Source organism: Halovivax cerinus (genome assembly GCF_024498195.1).
Taxonomy (GTDB): Archaea; Halobacteriota; Halobacteria; order Halobacteriales; family Natrialbaceae; genus Halovivax; species Halovivax cerinus.
Genome location: NZ_CP101824.1, coordinates 3,867,702 through 3,885,793, shown reverse-complemented (window position 1 = coordinate 3,885,793; position 18,092 = coordinate 3,867,702). Strand labels below are relative to the sequence as shown.

General features: G+C 66.2%; 20 protein-coding genes. 11 read left to right on the top strand and 9 right to left on the bottom strand.

The genetic code is table 11. From position 1 onward, the window contains the following. Positions 1–105 precede the first annotated feature (105 nt). The gene (locus NO366_RS18455) at positions 106–291 is read right to left on the bottom strand and encodes a DUF1328 family protein (protein WP_256532254.1); all 186 of its coding nucleotides are present in this window, start codon (positions 289–291) and stop codon (positions 106–108) included. 198 nt (positions 292–489) lie between these two features. Here NO366_RS18455 and NO366_RS18450 point away from each other — a divergent pair, with 198 nt between their 5' ends. Further along, on the top strand, positions 490–684 hold the full coding sequence (locus NO366_RS18450; protein WP_256532253.1) for a hypothetical protein: 195 nt from the start codon (positions 490–492) through the stop codon (positions 682–684). Between the two features lie 137 nt (positions 685–821). Continuing rightward, positions 822–1,973, top strand: a complete 1,152-nt coding sequence (locus NO366_RS18445) for an archaeosine biosynthesis radical SAM protein RaSEA (RefSeq protein ID WP_256532252.1) — start codon at positions 822–824, stop codon at positions 1,971–1,973. Positions 1,974–1,984: 11 nt separating this feature from the next. On the opposite strand, the gene NO366_RS18440 is transcribed toward NO366_RS18445, so the two are convergent. The 3 genes from NO366_RS18440 to NO366_RS18430 form a co-directional block, all read right to left on the bottom strand. Next, a complete protein-coding gene (locus tag NO366_RS18440; RefSeq protein WP_256532251.1) occupies positions 1,985–3,214 on the bottom strand; it encodes an RNA-guided endonuclease InsQ/TnpB family protein in 1,230 nt (409 codons plus the stop codon). Beyond that, positions 3,215–3,337, bottom strand: coding sequence for a hypothetical protein (locus NO366_RS18435; RefSeq protein ID WP_256532250.1), 123 nt, complete (start codon positions 3,335–3,337; stop codon positions 3,215–3,217). It abuts the gene before it with no gap. Between the two features lie 267 nt (positions 3,338–3,604). Beyond that, positions 3,605–3,769: a hypothetical protein gene (locus NO366_RS18430; RefSeq protein ID WP_256532249.1), complete on the bottom strand. Its 165-nt coding sequence runs from the start codon at positions 3,767–3,769 to the stop codon at positions 3,605–3,607. Positions 3,770–3,962: 193 nt separating this feature from the next. Here NO366_RS18430 and NO366_RS18425 point away from each other — a divergent pair, with 193 nt between their 5' ends. From NO366_RS18425 to NO366_RS18405, 5 genes are all read left to right on the top strand, one after another. Further along, entirely contained in the window at positions 3,963–4,865 is a 903-nt protein-coding gene (locus NO366_RS18425) for a hypothetical protein (RefSeq protein ID WP_256532248.1), read from the top strand. Between the two features lie 193 nt (positions 4,866–5,058). Next, on the top strand, positions 5,059–5,847 hold the full coding sequence (locus tag NO366_RS18420; protein ID WP_256532247.1) for a class I fructose-bisphosphate aldolase: 789 nt from the start codon (positions 5,059–5,061) through the stop codon (positions 5,845–5,847). Next, positions 5,844–6,815: a class 1 fructose-bisphosphatase gene (locus NO366_RS18415; protein WP_256532246.1), complete on the top strand. Its 972-nt coding sequence runs from the start codon at positions 5,844–5,846 to the stop codon at positions 6,813–6,815. Before NO366_RS18420 ends, NO366_RS18415 begins: the two co-directional genes overlap by 4 nt. Positions 6,816–7,109: 294 nt before the next feature. Next, positions 7,110–8,354: a glycosyltransferase gene (locus tag NO366_RS18410; protein ID WP_256532245.1), complete on the top strand. Its 1,245-nt coding sequence runs from the start codon at positions 7,110–7,112 to the stop codon at positions 8,352–8,354. 97 nt (positions 8,355–8,451) lie between these two features. Beyond that, complete coding sequence (locus NO366_RS18405; RefSeq protein WP_256532244.1) at positions 8,452–9,339, top strand: universal stress protein; 888 nt, start codon at positions 8,452–8,454, stop codon at positions 9,337–9,339. A 26-nt stretch (positions 9,340–9,365) separates the two neighbouring features. Here the strand turns inward: NO366_RS18405 and NO366_RS18400 are convergent, their stop codons facing one another. Continuing rightward, positions 9,366–10,343: a nucleotidyltransferase family protein gene (locus tag NO366_RS18400; protein ID WP_256534050.1), complete on the bottom strand. Its 978-nt coding sequence runs from the start codon at positions 10,341–10,343 to the stop codon at positions 9,366–9,368. A 301-nt stretch (positions 10,344–10,644) separates the two neighbouring features. On the opposite strand from NO366_RS18400, the gene NO366_RS18395 reads away from it, so the two are divergent. Further along, positions 10,645–12,033 carry an ADP-dependent glucokinase/phosphofructokinase gene (locus NO366_RS18395; protein WP_256532243.1) on the top strand — a complete coding sequence of 463 codons (1,389 nt, stop codon included), beginning with the start codon at positions 10,645–10,647 and terminating at the stop codon, positions 12,031–12,033. Positions 12,034–12,096: 63 nt separating this feature from the next. On the opposite strand, the gene NO366_RS18390 is transcribed toward NO366_RS18395, so the two are convergent. Genes NO366_RS18390 through NO366_RS18380 form a run of 3 tightly spaced genes read right to left on the bottom strand, consistent with a single transcriptional unit; the run spans position 12,097 to position 14,091 of the window. Beyond that, a complete protein-coding gene (locus NO366_RS18390; RefSeq protein ID WP_256532242.1) occupies positions 12,097–12,540 on the bottom strand; it encodes a universal stress protein in 444 nt (147 codons plus the stop codon). A gap of 59 nt (positions 12,541–12,599) precedes the next feature. After that, the gene (locus tag NO366_RS18385; RefSeq protein WP_256532241.1) at positions 12,600–12,818 is read right to left on the bottom strand and encodes a DUF4175 domain-containing protein; all 219 of its coding nucleotides are present in this window, start codon (positions 12,816–12,818) and stop codon (positions 12,600–12,602) included. Between the two features lie 4 nt (positions 12,819–12,822). Next, positions 12,823–14,091 (bottom strand): hypothetical protein, encoded by a 1,269-nt coding sequence (locus NO366_RS18380; protein ID WP_256532240.1) that lies wholly within the window; start codon positions 14,089–14,091, stop codon positions 12,823–12,825. A gap of 167 nt (positions 14,092–14,258) precedes the next feature. Here NO366_RS18380 and NO366_RS18375 point away from each other — a divergent pair, with 167 nt between their 5' ends. From NO366_RS18375 to NO366_RS18365, 3 genes are all read left to right on the top strand, one after another. Then, positions 14,259–16,013 (top strand): acyl-CoA carboxylase subunit beta, encoded by a 1,755-nt coding sequence (locus NO366_RS18375; protein ID WP_256532239.1) that lies wholly within the window; start codon positions 14,259–14,261, stop codon positions 16,011–16,013. Between the two features lie 339 nt (positions 16,014–16,352). Next, the gene (locus tag NO366_RS18370) at positions 16,353–16,700 is read left to right on the top strand and encodes a DUF5658 family protein (RefSeq protein WP_256532238.1); all 348 of its coding nucleotides are present in this window, start codon (positions 16,353–16,355) and stop codon (positions 16,698–16,700) included. Between the two features lie 103 nt (positions 16,701–16,803). Then, positions 16,804–17,187, top strand: coding sequence for a hypothetical protein (locus NO366_RS18365; RefSeq protein ID WP_256532237.1), 384 nt, complete (start codon positions 16,804–16,806; stop codon positions 17,185–17,187). Between the two features lie 108 nt (positions 17,188–17,295). Here NO366_RS18365 and NO366_RS18360 read toward each other — a convergent pair whose 3' ends face one another. Further along, positions 17,296–18,021 (bottom strand): nucleoside phosphorylase, encoded by a 726-nt coding sequence (locus tag NO366_RS18360; protein ID WP_256532236.1) that lies wholly within the window; start codon positions 18,019–18,021, stop codon positions 17,296–17,298. Positions 18,022–18,092: the final 71 nt, after the last annotated feature.

Here is an 18,092-nt window from a genome sequence, read left to right as displayed (position 1 = left end):
TGAAACGTTGATCGGGCGACGCAGGTACTGTTACCCGGATGAGTTAGCAATCGGCTGTCGGACATCCGCCGGCCCGGCCGCCGTCAATCAGTGAACTGGGCGTCCTCAGAGCAACAGCGCGACGATGGCGAGTACGATGAACAGCAGGACGAATATCCGGGCGATCTCCATCGAGATGCCGGCCACGCCGCGAGCGCCCACGGCAGCCGCCAGCAGGGCCAGGACGAAGAAGATGATCGCCCAGTACAGGAACCCGCCGTCACCGAGCTGGAGTGGACCGGTTTCGAACATGGGCCGGACCGCCACGGAAACGAACTTAAGCCATGCACACCGTTCAGCCGACTAATCGGTCAGGTGATACGAGTAATGGGTGCGTACCAGCCGCGTTCTCCGTTCGGTCGACGGTCCACCGGTCCTGGGCGCGGTCGTACGGCACTCGCTGGATGTGCCAGCAGTGGCGTTATCTAGTATGACGTTTCATGGTAGCATATGACAGTGTTCGCCGCGATCAGTCCCTTCGATCGACTCCGCCGAACGTACGAGTTCGACTCGCGGTGTACGTCGTGCGGCAGCGAGGACGCGAGCGAGTGGACCGTCCGTGCCAGCGGCCGCACCGTTCGATACGAGCGCGAGTGTCGTAGCTGCGGCGCTCGCGACAGCCACGAAGTGAAACTGCCGGCCTAACACCGTCGAGCCGAGTCGTCCCTCTCCGTGAGCGACCTCCACTCTTCGATTTGCCGCGTCTTCTGGGCGACGTAATTGCGCTACCGGTGGCTTCCCGAGACGAAGCGGCTATACGCGCCGGGGCGCTTGTCCCGGTAATGAGTACACCCACGCCCGAGGTCTACGAGCAGGGCAAGGGGATGGACGCCCACAACAAGGTGATGCGTGAGATCCGCTCGCGCAAGGAGGCGAGTTACGATCCCCACGAGCCCACGCGCGTCTGGCTGGACGAAGACAACACCCCCGACGGCGTCAAAGAGAGTCTGACGATCATCCTCAATACGGGCGGTTGCCGGTGGGCCCGCGCCGGTGGCTGTACGATGTGTGGCTACGTCGCCGAGAGCGTCGACGGCGGGAGCGTCTCCCACGACGCCCTGATGGACCAGATCGACGTCTGTCTCGATCACGAAGAAGAAAACGCCGACGACCCCGCCGACCTGATCAAGATCTACACGTCCGGCTCCTTCTTAGACGAACGCGAGGTCGGTGCCGAGACTCGCCGGGCCATCGCCGAGACGTTCGCCGACCGTGAGCGCATCGTCGTCGAGTCCCTGCCGGACTTCGTCGATCGCGAGAAGATCGCCGACTTCACCCAGTACGGTATCGACACCGACGTCGCCATCGGCCTGGAGACGGCGACGGACCGCGTTCGTCACGACTGCGTGAACAAGTACTTCGACTTCGCCGACTTCGAGGCAGCCTGCGCCGAGGCCGCCGCGGCGGACGACGCGGCGAGCGTAGCGGCTGACGCGGTCAACGCCGACGCAAGCGCCGAGGCGGACGCCGAGAGCGCGCCCTCGGCCGGGATCAAGGCCTACCTCCTGATGAAACCGCCCTTCCTCGCGGAATCCGAAGCCGTCGAAGACATGATCTCCTCGATCGAACGCTGTGCCGACGTCGAGGGCTGTCACACCGTCTCGATGAACCCGTGTAACGTCCAGCGCTATACGATGGTCGACGACCTCTACTTCAACGACGGCTACCGCCCGCCGTGGCTCTGGTCGGTCGCCCACGTCCTCGAGGAGACTGCCGAGGTCGACGCCATCGTCGTCTCCGACCCCGTCGGCCACGGCTCCGACCGCGGCCCGCACAATTGCAAAGAGTGTGACGACCTCGTCCAGAAAGCGATCAAGGACTTCGACCTCAGGCAGGATCCCTCCGTCTTCGAGCAGGTCTCCTGTGAGTGCGAGACGACCTGGGAGACGGTGATGGAACTGGAGACGAGCTACAACATGCCGCTGGTTCGGTGAACTACCCTGCCCTACTCGCTCACGGCTTGCGCCGTTCGCTCCTTGAGGGCAGGGCTTCCTGTTTCCACGACGCGCTTTGCAGGAACCGAATTGGTTTCCGTAGGGAGCGCAGTCTCCACAGGCGTTGATTCGGAGTGAACCACTCCTACGTGATCGAGGCCGCGAGAAAGGATGTTCAGTGCCGCGTTCGCGTCTCTGTCCGCTTCAAACCCGCATGAAGGGCACGAGTGCTCGCGGACCCACAACGGTTTGTCGGTCGAAACGCCGCAGTTGGAACACTCCTTCGTCGTCCCTCGCGGATCGACAGCGACAAAGTGCGTTCCTTCCCGGTCGCACTTGTATTCAAGCATCCGTAGGAATGTGCCCCATGACGCCGACGCTCGGTTGCGGCTGTTCGACGGGAGTTCCATCAGCCCTTTTGCGTCGAGATCTTCGACCGCCACGAGGTCGTATTCCCGAGCGTAGTATGCGGATAGTCGGTGAAGGAAGTCGCGGCGCTTTCGCTTCATGTCGGCGTACCGCCGGGCGACGACGCGCTGTTGCTTGCGGTAGTTCGCCGAGCCGTGGTCCTTCCGAGAGAGGTCTCGCTGTGCGCGTTCCAACCGCTCGCGTTCATCCGAGAGGTTGAGTGGGCCGACCGAGAAACCGTCCGAATCGTAAGTGTATGACAGAATCCCTACGTCGATCCCGACGCATCGATCGGGGTTCTCGGGCTTCGGTGGCGCGTTGTTGTCGGTGTCGATCCCGAGGACGGCGAACCACTCTCCAGTCGGTTCCTTCTTGAGCGTGACCTGCTTGATCCCCGCATTGTCGGGTAGCTTACGGTGGAGCCGAACGGGTATTTCTCCGATCTTTGAGAGTCGTAGGACAGTTTGACCACTCGTGTTCTTGAGTTTGAAGCCGGACTGTCGGTACGTGAACGATCGGTATTCATTCGGCGCTTTCCACTTGAGCGACCCGACTTTTCGACCGTTCTCCTTCGCGTCTTTGAGGCGTGAAAGGTTGTCGTAAAATCTCTCAACAACGTTCTGAAGCGTTCGGGAGTAGAGGTCGGATAGATCAGACCACCACTTCTTGATCGACGGGAGTTCATTGATCTCGCCGTACTTCGTTGTCCCGTCAATGCGGTTGAGTCGGTGGAGGAAGTGGTTATACACCTGCCGGTACAGGTCGCGGTGTCGGTCTAACGTCCCACGGAGGGCATCTGACGGATTGAGCCTGTACCGGTAGTTGTAGCGCATCTACGATCGTTCTTCTATGAGGTCGTCCAGTTTATCTTGAACGAATCGGGAGAGGTTCAAGTGGTTCTCCTGAATCCACTCCTCTTGGTCGTCGCGGATCGAGATGTTCTTGCGCTTTGCCACGCCACAAGTTACACAAGTTATGTAGTTAATTGTTGCGGAACGTGAGCCTGTGGGTTGGCTACCTAATACGTTTGAGAACTGTGCGGCGTTGACGAGACGCTGCGCGTCTCGTTCGCACACCAGAAATCTCCGATTTCTGGGGACGCTGTATCCCCTCCCTGCTCGCGCCTTCGGCGCTCGCTGAGGAAGGGGTCTTAGCGCCTCAATTCAGATAATCGAGCGACCGCCGGAGTCGCTATGGCGAACGTAGCGACGAACTGGCACGTGTCAGGACGGATGCTGGTGTTTGAGTCGCTCGCCGATCTTTCCGGGGACTGGCGTCAGGCACTCTTTGCACTTCCAGGTCGGATAGACGCCGCTATCGTCTTTCTCTAGGTCCTGCCGGAAGCGGAGTTCGGCACCACAGACACAGCGGTGAGTCGTCGATGCCATAGCCGAGTTTCGACGTGCGAGGGGATAACCGCCACGGCGAACCCGCCGTGATGAGACGAACGTAGGAACCCGCCGTGATGAGACGGACGTCGTGGGCTCTCGACTGTGACGATACACCGGTCGCGACGACACCTCCGCACGATCTGTCGTCGAACAGAGAAAGTACTTATGTGTGACACGAATCTGACGAGTGATGCCTTCCAGACGTCGTGTTCTCGGAACCGTGGCGGCCGGTCTCTGCGCAACGCTTGCGGGCTGTATCGATGCGGCCGGCGTCCTGCAGATGGACGAGGCCACGACGGACGAAATCCTCGACCCCGCGACGGTGCGTGTCGGCCCGGGAGATACTGACCGGCGTAAACTGCTGGCGGGGATCATCGAAAACGGCTCCGCGACCGTCTCCGGCGAGCGACCGCCGCTCGGGGTCGACCAGCCGGTTACTTACGACGGGACCGTCTACGAACTCGCTCGCTCCGACACCGCCCAGCGTACCCGGACCGACTATCGAGTGATTCTCGAATTCGATCCCGACGCAACGGACGGCACCGAGCGATCGTTCGCGGACCTTCCGTCGGTCGATGCAGAACGGATCGAGCCGCTGCTCGCGGACCGCACGTCGGGTGACGACGCCGTTGGCGCCGACCTGTCCTATACGGAGGCCGAACGGGCGGACTCCGACCTCGTCCCCGACCCGGACTTCGATGTCCTCGTCGTCGACGGCGACCGAATCGGGGTTACGGTCGAGCCGGTCGAGACGACGCTGACGACCTACGAGTACACGCTGGTCGACGAACTGGGGAGCGAGGGGCGCTACGCCGACGAGCTGGCAGCCGACCATCGATTCGACCTCGCCGGGCTCTCCGGCGCCGAGCAGGACGTCGTCGAGGAGGCGATCGACGAGGGCGGTTACTACGCCGACTCGACCGACGACGATGCGTTCGAAGGCGTCGCGCGAACGTTCTTCGACAACGAGCCCTTCGCGAGTGACGACGACCGCGCTCACTGGATCGCGACCTACGAGGGGACGACGTACGTCGCGATGGTGGACCCGATCCGGTGGCGCGACCTCCGACGAGACGTGCCGACTGCCGAGTAAGTGCGTGACGACCAACCGTCGACCGAGTGTGCGACGTGCAGGCCGTCGACCGAGTGCGTGACGTACCGACCGGCGACCGGGTGCGTGACGTGCCGACCGCCGATCGATTTCCCCGGACTGACCCGCCTCCGACGGTCCTCCTTCGGCCCGGACCATCAGAGATAAATACGCGTCTGTAGCACCACTCACACAGATGATTCCGATCGACGACTCCCCGATCGTCCGCGACGGAAAGGTACTGATTCTCGCGATGGACCACGGGTTAGAGCACGGCCCCGTCGACTTCGAGGACGTCCCCGAGAAGTTAGACCCATCGACGGTCTTCGAGACGGCGACGCACGACGCCGTCACCGCGATGGCCGTCCAGAAGGGCATCGCCGAGGGCTACTACCCCAGCTACGAGGACGACGTCAACCTGCTGCTGAAGATCAACGGGACCTCCAACCTCTGGATGGGCGAGCCGGACTCGGCGGTCAACTGCTCGGTCGACTACGCCGCGGAACTGGGCGCCGACGCGCTCGGCTTCACCGTCTACGGCGGGTCGAACAACGAGATCGAGATGGTCGAGGAGTTCCGCGACGTGCAGGAGGCCGGACGGGATCACGATCTCCCGACCGTCATGTGGTCGTACCCGCGCGGCCAGGGATTGAAGAACGACACGAAGCCGTCGACGATCTCCTACGCGACCCGGCTGGCGCTCGAACTCGGCGCCGACGTCGCGAAGGTCAAGTACCCCGGCAGCAAGGAGGCGATGGCCCACGCCGTCGACTGCGCCGGCGACATGAAGGTCGTCATGTCCGGCGGCTCGAAGACCTCCGACTACGAGTTCCTCTCGACCGTTGAGGCCGTCATGGACGCCGGCGCGAAAGGCCTGGCCGTCGGCCGCAACGTCTGGCAGCGTGAGGACCCGACCCACCTGCTCGACGCCCTCGAGACGGTCATCTACGAGGGTGCGACCGCCGACGCCGCCCTCGACGAATGAGCGAGCGCGACGGCGAGGGCGACCCAACCGGCGACGAGCGTACCGACGGAACGCTCGGCGATGCGCGCGCCGATGGCGGTGCCGTCGACGCCGACCGAGACCGCGCCGCCACGGTCGACGCGATCGTCGACGTCGTCGCGGATTCGGCCGAGGACATCCGTAGCGGCCTCGTCGGCCGCCGCGGGAAGGCCGGCCGCGAGAACCCGAGCGGCGAGGTCCAGGCCGAGGCCGACGTCTACGCCGACGACCTGCTCGAAGCTCGTCTCTCGGCGATCGACGGCGTCGCCGAGTACGCGAGTGAAGAGCGAGCCGACGTGATCGACTGCGGCGGGTCGGCCGCCGATCCCGACGCGGTCGCCGTCGCCGTCGATCCGCTCGACGGCTCCTCGAACCTCGAACCGAACAACACGATGGGGACGGTCTTCGCCGTCTACGACGAGCCGCTGCCTGCCCCCGGAACGTCGATCGTCGCCTCGGGCTGGGTGCTGTACGGTCCGATCACGACGATGGCACTCGCCCGTGACGGTACCGTCACGAAGTACGAACTCTCGGGCGACGAACCGACCGTCGTCGAGGAGGACGTCACCATTCCCGACGATCCGCTCGTCTACGGCTTCGGCGGTCGCGTCCCCCACTGGCCCGACGACTTCGCGGACTTCGCCCGGGCGGTCGAATCCGATCCCTCGCACAAACTCCGCTACGGCGGCGCGATGATCGGCGACGTCAACCAGGTCCTGACCTACGGCGGCATCTTCGCCTACCCGGCGCTCGAGGGCAACCCTCGCGGGAAACTTCGCCTCCAGTTCGAGGGCAATCCGATCGGGCACCTGATCGAGACGGCCGGCGGCCGTTCGTCGGCCGGCTCCCGATCACTGCTTTCGGTCGAACCGGACGAGCTGCACGATCGGGTCCCGCTCCACGTGGGCACCGCCGAGTTGATCGACCGCCTCGAGGCCACCCTCGAGTAGCGGGTCGGAACGCGCCGCTCGTTCTGCGATCCAGAATCGTCTCGCGGTGACCGCCGCAATTGGCTCGTGGTGACTGCCGGAAATGTGGATCGCCGTGACGGTTAGAGTCCCTCACTATGGCCGTCGGGCCGTCTCGACGGCGACGGCAGGTGACGCCGATACCGGAACCCAGCAAACCGGCGACCCCGCGCCGGAGCCGGTGTGGGCCGACGGTACCGCCTCACCTCACTCTGTCACGACGCCGTACCGTCTCCCCACAACTGATACCAGCGTCGTCGTGGTACGACGTCACCGATGCATCAGCCAACGCTCCCGGCGCGGTCGATCGACGCTTACGCCGCCGTGACCGATCGGGAGCGACTCGATCGGCTTCGGTCGCTGGCTGGGGCGCTGTCGGACGTTCGGGTCCTCCACGTCAACTCGACGGCGGTCGGCGGCGGCGTCGCGGAACTGCTCCGGTCGATCGTCCCGGTGAGTACCGACCTCGGTGTCGACACTGACTGGCTGGTCATGGACGCCGACGACGAGTTCTTCGCGGTGACCAAGGCGATGCACAACGGGCTCCAGGGAGACGACTCCCCGCTGACCGAGGAGATGAAGGCGACGTACCGTGCGGTGAACGAGCGGAATGCGGTCGAAATCGAGAGCGAGTACGACCTCGTCGTGATCCACGACCCGCAGCCGCTCGGGACGATCGATCGACTCCGTGACCGGCTGCCGGATGCGCCGATCGTCTGGCGGTGTCACATCGACCTGACAGACCCGTCGCCTGCGCACCTCTCGTTCGTCTCTGCGTACACGACCCGGGTCGACCACGCGATCTTCAGCCGGGAAGCGTACGGGGCGCCGATCGAGACGCCGCCGTCGAGCGTCGTCTACCCCTCGATCGACCCGCTCGCGGCGAAGAACCGCGCTCTGGACGACGACGCCGTCGCCGCGGCGTGCGATCGACTCGACCCTCTCTCTTTCGACACGCCGGTCGTGACCCAGATATCGCGCTTCGACCCGTGGAAGGACCAGTTCGGTACCCTGGAGATTTTCCGTCGCGCCCGGGAGCAGGTTCCGTCCCTCCAGCTCGTGCTGGTTGGAAGCATGGCGGGCGACGACCCGGACGGGCTCGAGATCTACGAACAGGTCGCCAGGGAGGCCGTCACCGAGCCGGACGTCCACGTGTTGACCGACCTCCCGGACGAGACGGTGAACGTCTTGCAGCGTCGATCCGACGTCGTCGTCCAGAAGTCCATCCGCGAGGGCTTCGGACTGGTGGTCTCGGAGGCGCTCTGGAAGCGCACCCCGGTCGTCGGCTCGAACGTCGGCGGTATTCCCCTCCAGATCGAGGACGGGAACACCGGATACCTCGTCGAACCGGACGACGTCGCGGGCGCGGGGGACCACGTCGTCGAGCTCCTGCAGGACGAGGATCGCCGGACGTCGTTCGGGACGAATGCCCGGGAACGCGTTCGTGAGCGGTTCCTGTTGCCCCGCCAGCTCGCCGACCAGCTCGCGATCTACGTCGAGGTGCTGGATCGCGACAGCTGAGCGTCGTCACCCGGAGTCACCATCCCGAAGGGAGTGACCGTCCGATGCGAATCGAGCCCCCTGCACCATTATCCGGTGAGGCGGTGAGTACCCACGCATGACCCGGTTCATCGAGCGAGTCCTGATCCCGACCGACGACAGCGAGGGAGCACTCTCGGGGGCGAGACGTGGGATCGCCCTCGCCTCGCGGACTGACGCTCGGGTGTTCGTTTTCTCGGTTGTTTCGGTGCCGGATGGCCGGGCAGATCTCGACGACGCCGCGATCGCGTCGCTCGAATCGCGAGCGGAGGATGCGGTCGAGACGGTCGCGAACATGGCGAGAGACTACGACGAGGGGATCGACGTCACCACCGCGGTCGAACGAGGGACGCCGTTCCAGGCGGTCAGGGAGTATGCCCACCGACACGAAATCGACGTCATCGCGATGGGCACGAAGGGCCGGACGGGACTCGACAGATTCTTGCTGGGCAGCGTCACCGAGAACGTCCTCCGAACGGCCAGGGTGCCCGTACTTGCGGTCCCGCCGGACGCCGACGAACCCGGGATCGCGGACGTGACGTTCGATCGGCTGCTCCTGCCGACCGACGGCAGTGAGGGGGCCGAGATCGCCGCCGAGTGGGGGGTCGCCCTCGCCGATCACCTCGGGTCCGACGTACACTCGCTGTACGCGGTCGATCCGGCCCCGCCGCACCACGAACCGGACGCGGTGATCGAGGCACTGGAACGGCGGGCGGACGCGGCGATCGAAGCGACGAGCGAGCGGGCCGACGCCGTCGACGTGGCGGTGACCGAATCGATCGAGACGGGTTCACCCGCGAACGCGATCCTCGCGTACGCGAGCGACCACGAGGCCGACCTGATCGTCATGGGGACACACGGACGGACGGGCGTCGGCCAGTGGTTTCTCGGCAGCATCACCGAGAACGTCGTGAGAGGAGCCGACGTCCCGGTACTTTGCGTCCCGGTCACTGCCTCGTCGCCATAGCCGATCGAATTGGGTCGGTCACCTCGTCACGCTTCCGTGTTCTCGCCCGGAAGCTGCGTGTACGCTCCGACCATCGCGTCGACGACGTCGAGGTCGCCGAGCGACGCCCCTTCGTCGACGATCGACCGCCGGACGGTCGTCCCGGAGAGCGTCGCGTCCGGGAAGACCACCGCCCGTTCGACGTCGGCGTCGACGAGGGTCGCGTTCGACATGACGTGAACGCCGCGGCCGATCGACGAGTTCTCGACGGACGCCGAGTCGGCGACCAGTGAACCGCCGTCCAGGTGCCAGTCGACGGCGTCGAGGTAGCTCCCCCGCGTCCCGACGTCGAACCAGGTTCCCGAGAACGAGAACGCGTACGTCGGTTCGCGGGGGTGGAGCCACTCGACGAACCAGCCGGGCTCGTCCGGATCGTTCCCGCTGTCGAGGTACGTCCGCAGTGTCGCCAACGTCTCCCGGGGGAAGGCGTAACACCCGACGGAGACGAGCGTCCCCGGGGGCTCGTCGGGTTTCTCCACGAACTCGACCACGCGCTCGTCGTCGACCGCGAGGACGCCGTAGTCGGTGGCTCGATCCGTCGAGCCGACGTCGTAGGCGGCGACGGTCGGCGCTCGCCGGCGGTCGAAGAACTCGATGAAGGCATCGACCGTGAAGTCGAAGACGTTGTCCGCAGCCACAACGAGCACGTCGTCGTCGATCGATTCGCGCTCGACGAGTCGTGCGAGGCCGCCGACGACGCCGTGCTTCTCGGCTTCCGCTCGCGTCGCTTCGATCGACAGGCGGGGTTTGTCGTAGGCCGTCTCGGCCAAGTGGGCCTCGAAGTCGCCGGCGAATCGCTCGTTCGTACTGACGTACACCGTCTCGATTCGATCGCACCGTTCGAGTTCGGCGTAGAGCCGGTCGATCACCGTCGTCTTCCCGAGCGGCAGGAACATCTTCGGCCGATGTCTCGTGATCGGCCACAACCGCGAGGCGTACCCGCCGGCGAGCACGATCACGTTCATCGCTCCGTCCTCCGCGGGGCGCTCGATGTGGCGGAGGCGTGACTCGTCCGCTCCGGTCGGATCCACGCGACGACGTTGTCCGGTCGCATTGATCTCTCGGTCGTTCGACTCCCACGACGCCGGTGGTAAACCTTTCACCCGTCCCAACGGGTTGCCCTGGCGGCGCGACTACCGCACACCGCCCCTTGCTGGGGGACCGACACCCGCCGTCTCCTCGCTGGAGAGATCGACATCCATCAGTCGCTCGCTGAAGAGACCGACGCACATCGTTATCCTGCTAGGCGATGACGTCGAATCCGAGATGGCCGACGCCCGTGCCCAGCTGAACGCCGACATCGATGCGCTCGAGAACGTGCCGGTGTTCGTGGCGTACAACGCCAACGTCGACGCGATCGTTCGCGTCGGCGAGTCTCTGGCGTCGTTCTTGCCGCGCCCGGCCGACCTGGGAACCGAGGCCCCGCCGAGCCCGCTCGCGTCGACGCGCGACCTCGCGACCGCGATCACGCACACGATGGCGACGGGGACGGGGGACGAGGTCGCCATGACCGACTCCCTCGCCGCGACGCTCGAAGCCGAACTGGCCCCCGATTCCCAGCAGATGGGCGGCCAGACCGGGATCATGACGAACCTGCTCACCGCGCTGGGCGCGGCGCCGGTCACGTACACCTACCTGCTCTCGGAGCGACAGCTGTCTCAGTTCGACCACCCCGAGAGGGTCCGGTACCCCCGCGTAGAGGACGACCGCGTTCGCCTGATTCCGTTGTCCGAGGCCGTCGACGCGGACCGAACGAAGATCAACTGGGTGTTCGAGTTCGGGGCCGGGGACGAACTCTTCGGGGTGCGTGCGACCGAGGGCACGCGCTTCATCGCCGCCTCGCGACCGCCGGAGTTCGATCTCGTAACGGGCGATCTGGACGATGCGATCGATCAGGTCGGCGCCGCCGTCGAGGGGGCGCTGCTCGCCGGGTACCACAACCTCACGCCCGACCACGTCGAGGCCGGCTACGACGAGACGCTGCGCCACGCCCGGGACGTGATCCGCCGACTCCGTACCGGCGGCGACGTCTCCGTCCACGTCGAGTACGCGGTGACCCACGACGACGCTCTCAGAGCGGGCATCTACGAGTGGATCCTTCCCGAAGCGGACGTCGTCGGCGTCGACGCGCACGAACTGTCGATGCTCGCCGACGACGCCGGACTCGACGTGGTCGACGACCGCCCAAGCGAGGGGCCACCGTTCGAGGCGACCGAGATCGTCGCCCACTACCGCATGTGCTCGGCCTTGCTCGACGAACTCGACGTCGCCTGCCTGCGCCTCCACGCGATGCAGTACCACCTCGCCGTGATGGACGACTATCTGTCGCCAGACGCCGTCCGCCGCGGACTCGCGTTCGCCGCGGTCAACGCGGCGAGCAAGGCAGCGCGAGGTCACATCGATTCGTCCAGTGATCTCGAGACCGGGCTCACCTACGAGCGATCGGCGGCGGGCCGCGAGGCGATCGACCGACTCGCCGCGCACGTCGGCGAACCGACCGACGACGGTGCGCTCTGCTCGCCGACCGTCGTTGCGTGTCCGAACCGCGTCGTCACGGACCCGGCCGGCACGGTCGGCATCGGTGACATCGTCTCCTCGTCCAGCTTCGCGCTGGAGCAGGCCGTCGCCAGCGCGCGCGACGACACCTCACCGTAGCTCGCAAACGTGACGACACGTCGCCATAGCCATCCGTCGACGGCCCGTCCCCTCACGGACCGGTCAGCGGACGACGGTCACCGGAACGGTCGCCCGTTCGACGACCGCCTTCGCGACGCTGCCGAGCATGGCCTCGGCGCGACGTGACCGTCCCTGGTGGCCGACGAAGATAGTGTCGAACCCCTGTTCGTCGGCGAAGTCGGTGATGACCACGTCGGGATCGCCGTAGAGGAGTTCTCCTTCGGCGTCGACCCCGTCTATCGTTTCGAGTGCCGAGTCGAGGATGGCCTGTCCTCTGGTCTCCGTGTCCGCGATGTTCTCGACGATCAGTCGCTGGTCGGCGTCCGAGAGGGCCGCGATCGGTTCGCTACCGCCGACGTCGTAGACGGCCGGATCGACCGCGTGGACGACGGTGAGTGAGGCGTCCATCGCTGCGCTAATCTCGGCGGCGTACGACAGGGCGCGGTCGGCGGGATTGGAGTCGTCGACAGCCACGAGGTACCTCATAGCACACGATACACCGCCTGTGCCGATAAAGCGCTACCCGCCCTCGAAATCCGGGTCGGTCAGCTGTCCGCGGGTCCGGTGACACTCCCCGTCGCCGCCCCGAGGCTCGCGAAGGCGATGGTCCCGCCGATCACCGCGACGTAGAACGCCCAGCGGGGCCAACCGGTCGAGACGAACAGCAGGGTGAGCCCGACCACCCAGCCGGTCACCGTCAGTGCGAGCCACGCGAGTCGCCAGAGCGCGACGCCGATCCGCCGGAGCGACAGGGCGTCGGACATTGTCTCAGAAGTGATAACCGTGGGCGCTGGTGAGTGCGTGGGCCGCGATCCCCCAGCAGTGGTTCTGTCCCGGCCACCAGGTTCGGGCGCTGTTGACCGAGGCGACGAGTGCGCCGTCGACACCGGCCGGATCCGGATCGACGGTGACGGAGCCGCTGTCGCCATTTCCGAGGGTGGATTCGGTCCCCCAGGTCACCTGTCCCAGTCGGCAACCGTCGGCCGTCACACAGGTGGCGGCGTCGATGCCGTGAATCGGGCCGCTCGTGTAGCCGGTCGAACCGCCGACTTTCGCGAGGGTGACGCAACGGGCGACGCGGTCTGCTAGTCCCCAGCGCGTGAGCTGACCGCGGATCGTCAGTTGGCCTCGATTGCCCAGCACGCTTCCCGGCGTGTGGCCGTTCGTTGGTGTCCCGATCGCGACGTCGCTGTCTGCGAGCGCCGCCGACGCGTGGCCGACGGTCTCCGGCTCCGAGGGCCCGTCGATCGGCACCGTGATCGCCGTCCCGTGAAATCGCTCCTCGTCTCGAAAGGCGTGGAAGGCTGTCCCGAAGGTCGGGTGTCCGTCCGCATCGTACAGTGCTGGCGTGAGCGTCGCCGCGTGGTCCCCGGTCTGGCAGCGAACGCCGCCGGGAACCGGGTCGATCGACCGAGCGAGCGCGAGGTGAGCCTCGCGTTCGACGTCGGCGTCTCGAATGTCGTCGATCACCTCGGTCCGCTCGACTCGCACGCCGATTCCCTCGAAGAGCCCGTGCCACTCGATGTCGAGCGTCGACACCAGTTCACCGATCGTCCGCGGAATCGCGCCGAGCTCGCCGGGGTTGGCGTGGATCGAGATCCGGGCGGTTCCGTCCTCGTAGGGACCGGGGACGACGGCGCTGTTCAGATAGCCCGGAAGGCGCGTCGCGAGCAGCCGGTCGTGGAGGTCGAAGGCTACCTCGACGCGCGCTCGCCAGTCGGCGGGCACCGTCCGGGTCCGGTACTGGATCGCCGATGGATCGATCCTGCCGTCGCCAGACCCAGGGTGGACGAGAGCGGTCTCGACCGAGACGGTCCCCTCCGGCGGATCGAGGACTCGGTCCACGCCGAGGACTCGCGTCAGGCCGAGTGCACCGGCGACGCTCCCCACGGACGCGAGGACCGAGCGCCGGGAGGCGAACCGACCTGCGGCACGTGCCGTCGACTCACTCGACGGATCGCCGTCGCGATCGGTCGCGGTGGTCGGTTCGTCGGGTGACTGGCGGTCCCGTTCGTCGGGTGGCTCTCGGTCGGTCATCGGTTCCAGCCCGGGCTATCGGGTCGGCGGGGAGAGGATGGCCGACTCGGTGGCAGTTGTGCTTGCGAGGTGCGGGCCACCGGGCTACAGCGCGGGCGGTGAAATCCCTCCAGCCGTGACCAGCACGAATGGAAAACGGTTTGGCGTCGACCCCCGCAGATGGCGACATGAAAGTACGCATCGGGGCGGACGCGTCGGCCGACGAGGCCGAAGCAATCGCGTCGGCGATGGCCGAGCACGTCGGCGGTGAGGTCTCGGTCTACGTCGGTGACGACGCCGAGCCGGCCGCGGTCGAGGACGCCGCTGGTGACACCGACTCGCCACCTGGGACAGGCGGGACGACCGGTACGGTCACCCCGCCGGCGGACGATCTGGGGCCGACGGACCGCGAAGAGACCCTTCGCGAAGAGATCGCCGAGATCCTCGCGGGCGGCCCGGAGAAGTACAAGGAGCAACTGCCCGAGGAGGACAAACTGTTCGTCCGCGATCGGATCGACCTCTGGTTCACCGGCGACGGCAACGACTTCCTCTTCGAGGACGGCCGGTTCGCCGAGTTCGATGCCGACGACAAACTGCCCGCGGACGGCCTCATCACCGGCGCAGCGACGTTCGAGGACCGGGACGTCCACTTCATGGCCAACGACTACACGGTCAAGCGCGGGTCGATGGCCGCCAAGGGCGTCGAGAAGTTCCTCCGGATGCAACAGCGCGCGCTGAAGACCGGCCAGCCGGTGCTGTACCTGATGGACTCCTCGGGCGGCCGGATCGACCAGCAGACGGGCTTTTTCGCCAATCGGGAGGGTATCGGCAAGTACTACTACAACCACTCGATGCTCTCGGGGCGCGTCCCGCAGATCTGCGTGCTCTACGGCCCGTGTATCGCCGGCGCCGCGTACACGCCGGTCTTCGCCGACTTCACGATCATGGTCGAGGGGATGTCCGCGATGGCAATCGCCTCGCCGCGGATGGTCCAGATGGTCACCGGCGAGGAGATCAGCATGCAGGAACTGGGCGGCGCGTCGGTGCACGCCCGCCAGTCGGGCAGCGCCGACCTCGTGGCCCGCGACGAAGAACACGCCCGCGAACTCGTCTCCCAGCTGATCACCTACCTGCCGGACAACGCCGACGAGCAACCACCAAAGACGCCCGGTCGAGGGCCGGCCGCGTCGCCGGCGGGGATCGACTCGATCGTCCCGCAGGAACCGAATCGCGGCTACGACATGGTCGACCTGATCGACCGCGTCGTCGACCAGGGGTCGTACTTCGAACTCAGCCCGGACTACGGCAAGGAGATCATCACGGCCTACGCCCGGATCGACGGCCGGCCGGTCGGCATCGTGGCCAACCAGCCGAACCACCGCGCGGGCGCGATCTTCCCCGACGCCGCCGAGAAGGCCGCCGAGTTCATCTGGAAGTCGGACGCGTTCAACGTCCCGATCCTCTATCTCTGTGACACGCCGGGATTCATGGCTGGTTCGCAGGTCGAGAAGGACGCGATCTTGGAGAAGGGCAAGAAGTTCATCTACGCCACCTCCTCGGCGACGGTGCCCCAGCAGACGGTCGTCGTGCGCAAGGCCTACGGCGCCGGCATCTACGCCATGGGCGGCCCGGCCTACGAACCCGAGAGTGTCATCGGCCTCCCCTCCGGCGAGATCGCGATCATGGGGCCCGAAGCCGCGATCAACGCCGTCTACGCCCGAAAACTCTCCGAGATCGACGACGCCGATGAGCGCGCCGAGATGGAGGCCGAACTTCGCGAGGAGTACCGCGAGGACATCGACATCCACCGGATGGCCAGCGAGGTCGTCATCGACGAGATCGTCCCGCCGAGCGAACTGCGGATCGAACTCGCCAACCGATTCGCCTTCTACGAAGACGTCGAGAAGGAACTCCCGAGCAAGAAACACGGGACGGTCCTGTAGCCGGCACCCACACTCCGTCCGACCCAACTCACTGTCCCGTCCCGATCCGTCCACGCGACACCGTTTTCCACGTCTTTCTGGAGCTACCTCCGTAGGGGTGACTCCGCTCCCGGTTGCACAACGGGTAACTCCCTCCTACCGAGTCCCGCGGCTCGACGCTCATCTCGTACGCACCGACTAGCGCCGCCGTTGCGGCCGTATCACTGGGATAACTATCCGACGAGGTGTGGCCCGCTCGGACGAGTCACTTCGGGGTAGCGGTGGACCCGGCTCGGCTCCGCGACCCGAGCGTGCCGTCGTGGACCCGGCGATCGGTTCGAGTCCGACGAGGTGTCTGCCATGAGCAGTCGTACGCAGCACGCTCTCGACTGGCCGGCGATGCCGACCGCGTCCGACACGGAGCGCGTCCTGTGGGGCGTGGTCGTCGTCGTCCTGGTCGGCGACGTCGTGACGACGATCGTCGGCCTCCACCTCGGGCTCTCCGAGTCGAATCCCATCGCCAGATCGGCCATCGACGGCTGGGGGGTCGTCGGCATGCTGGCGTTGAAAGCCGGGGCAGTCGCCATCGCCGTCGCCTGTCGGGGCCTCGTCGCACCGGCGTACCGATCGATCGTGCCCGCCGCGCTCGCGCTCCCGTGGGGCGCGGCGGCCATCGTCAACCTCTACATGCTGTCGCTGGTCGTGTAGGATCCCAGTCGTGTCTTCTGCCGCGAGTTCGTCCTGCCCCATAATTCCGGAACTTTCGTGTATGACCAGTAATGATTAGTGGCTGTGGGCTGAACGGTGACGTATGGTCTCTCGCGATACGCGCGTTCAGTTCGCGGCAGTCGTGCTCGCCATCGGTGCGCTCCTGACCGCCGGGTACGCGGACGTCCCGCTGGACGATGAAAACGGGATCGTCTTCGCCGTCGCCGTGTACGGCGTCGCGCTCGGCGGGGCCCACCTCTATCTCGCCGTTCGTCACGACGACGGTCTCGTTCCCGTCCAATCCCGGTGGCGCTACGTCGGAGCACTCACCGTCGTCCTGCTGTCGGCGACCGCTATCGCCCTCGTCGGTGGTTCGGCCGTCGGTCCGCTCTCCGTCAGGACGATCGCCCTCGGCGTGATCGCACTCACAGCGCTCGGCTACCTGGTGACGGAGAGCAGAGCCGGATATCTGGCGTCGCGAACGTAGCGGGGCCGCGGTCACAGCTCGCTACCGCCGCCCGGATTCCGTTGGCGACCTCGTCGTCACGTCGAGCGCGAGCGACTCGACGTCGATCTGTGGGGTCGACCCGGGACGCTACAACCGCGTCGCCGCGTCCAGACTGATGTCGATGGCGCGGGCGACGTTGTTCTTCGCCTTTTCCGGGAGCTCTTCGTCTTCGGTGTCGGAGCCCTTCTGCGTTCCCTCGACGAGGTTGCCGTCGACGGTGCAGATGGCCCCGGCGCGCAGGCCCTTCCGGCGGGCGAGCGTGAAGATGGCCGCCGCTTCCATCTCGACGGCGAGCATACCCGCCTCTTCCCAGGCGGTGACGTACGCGTCCGTCTCGGCGTAGAACGCGTCGTCCGTGGCGACGGGACCGACCTGAACGTCCTCCGATTCGGCCTCGGCGGCGTCGACGACCGCTGAGAGGACCTCGTAGTCGGGAACGGCCGGGATCGTCTCGTCCTCGTAGCGCTTGGTCGTGCCCTCGTCCTTCGCCGCGCCGTTCGCGACGATCATATCGCCGATCTCGAGGTCCGCCTGGAGGGCGCCCGTCGTTCCGACCCGGACGACCGTCTCGACACCGACGGCGGCGAGTTCTTCGATCGCGATCGCGGCCGACGGCGAGCCGATCCCCGTCGAACAGATGGTGAGGTCGCGACCCTCGTAGGTCGCGTTGACGACCCGGTACTCGCGGTTCTCGGCGATCGTCTCGGCCTCGTCACAGTGACTCGCGATGCGGTCGACCCGTCCTGGATCGCCGGGTACGAGCGCGAGATCGTGGACGTCTCCCTCGTCGACCAGCAGGTGTGGCTGTGTCATAGCCGCGGATTCGTCGTCCACCACAAAAAGGCGGCCGTCTCGCGTCGCCGTCGCGTCGTGGTCGAATGTGG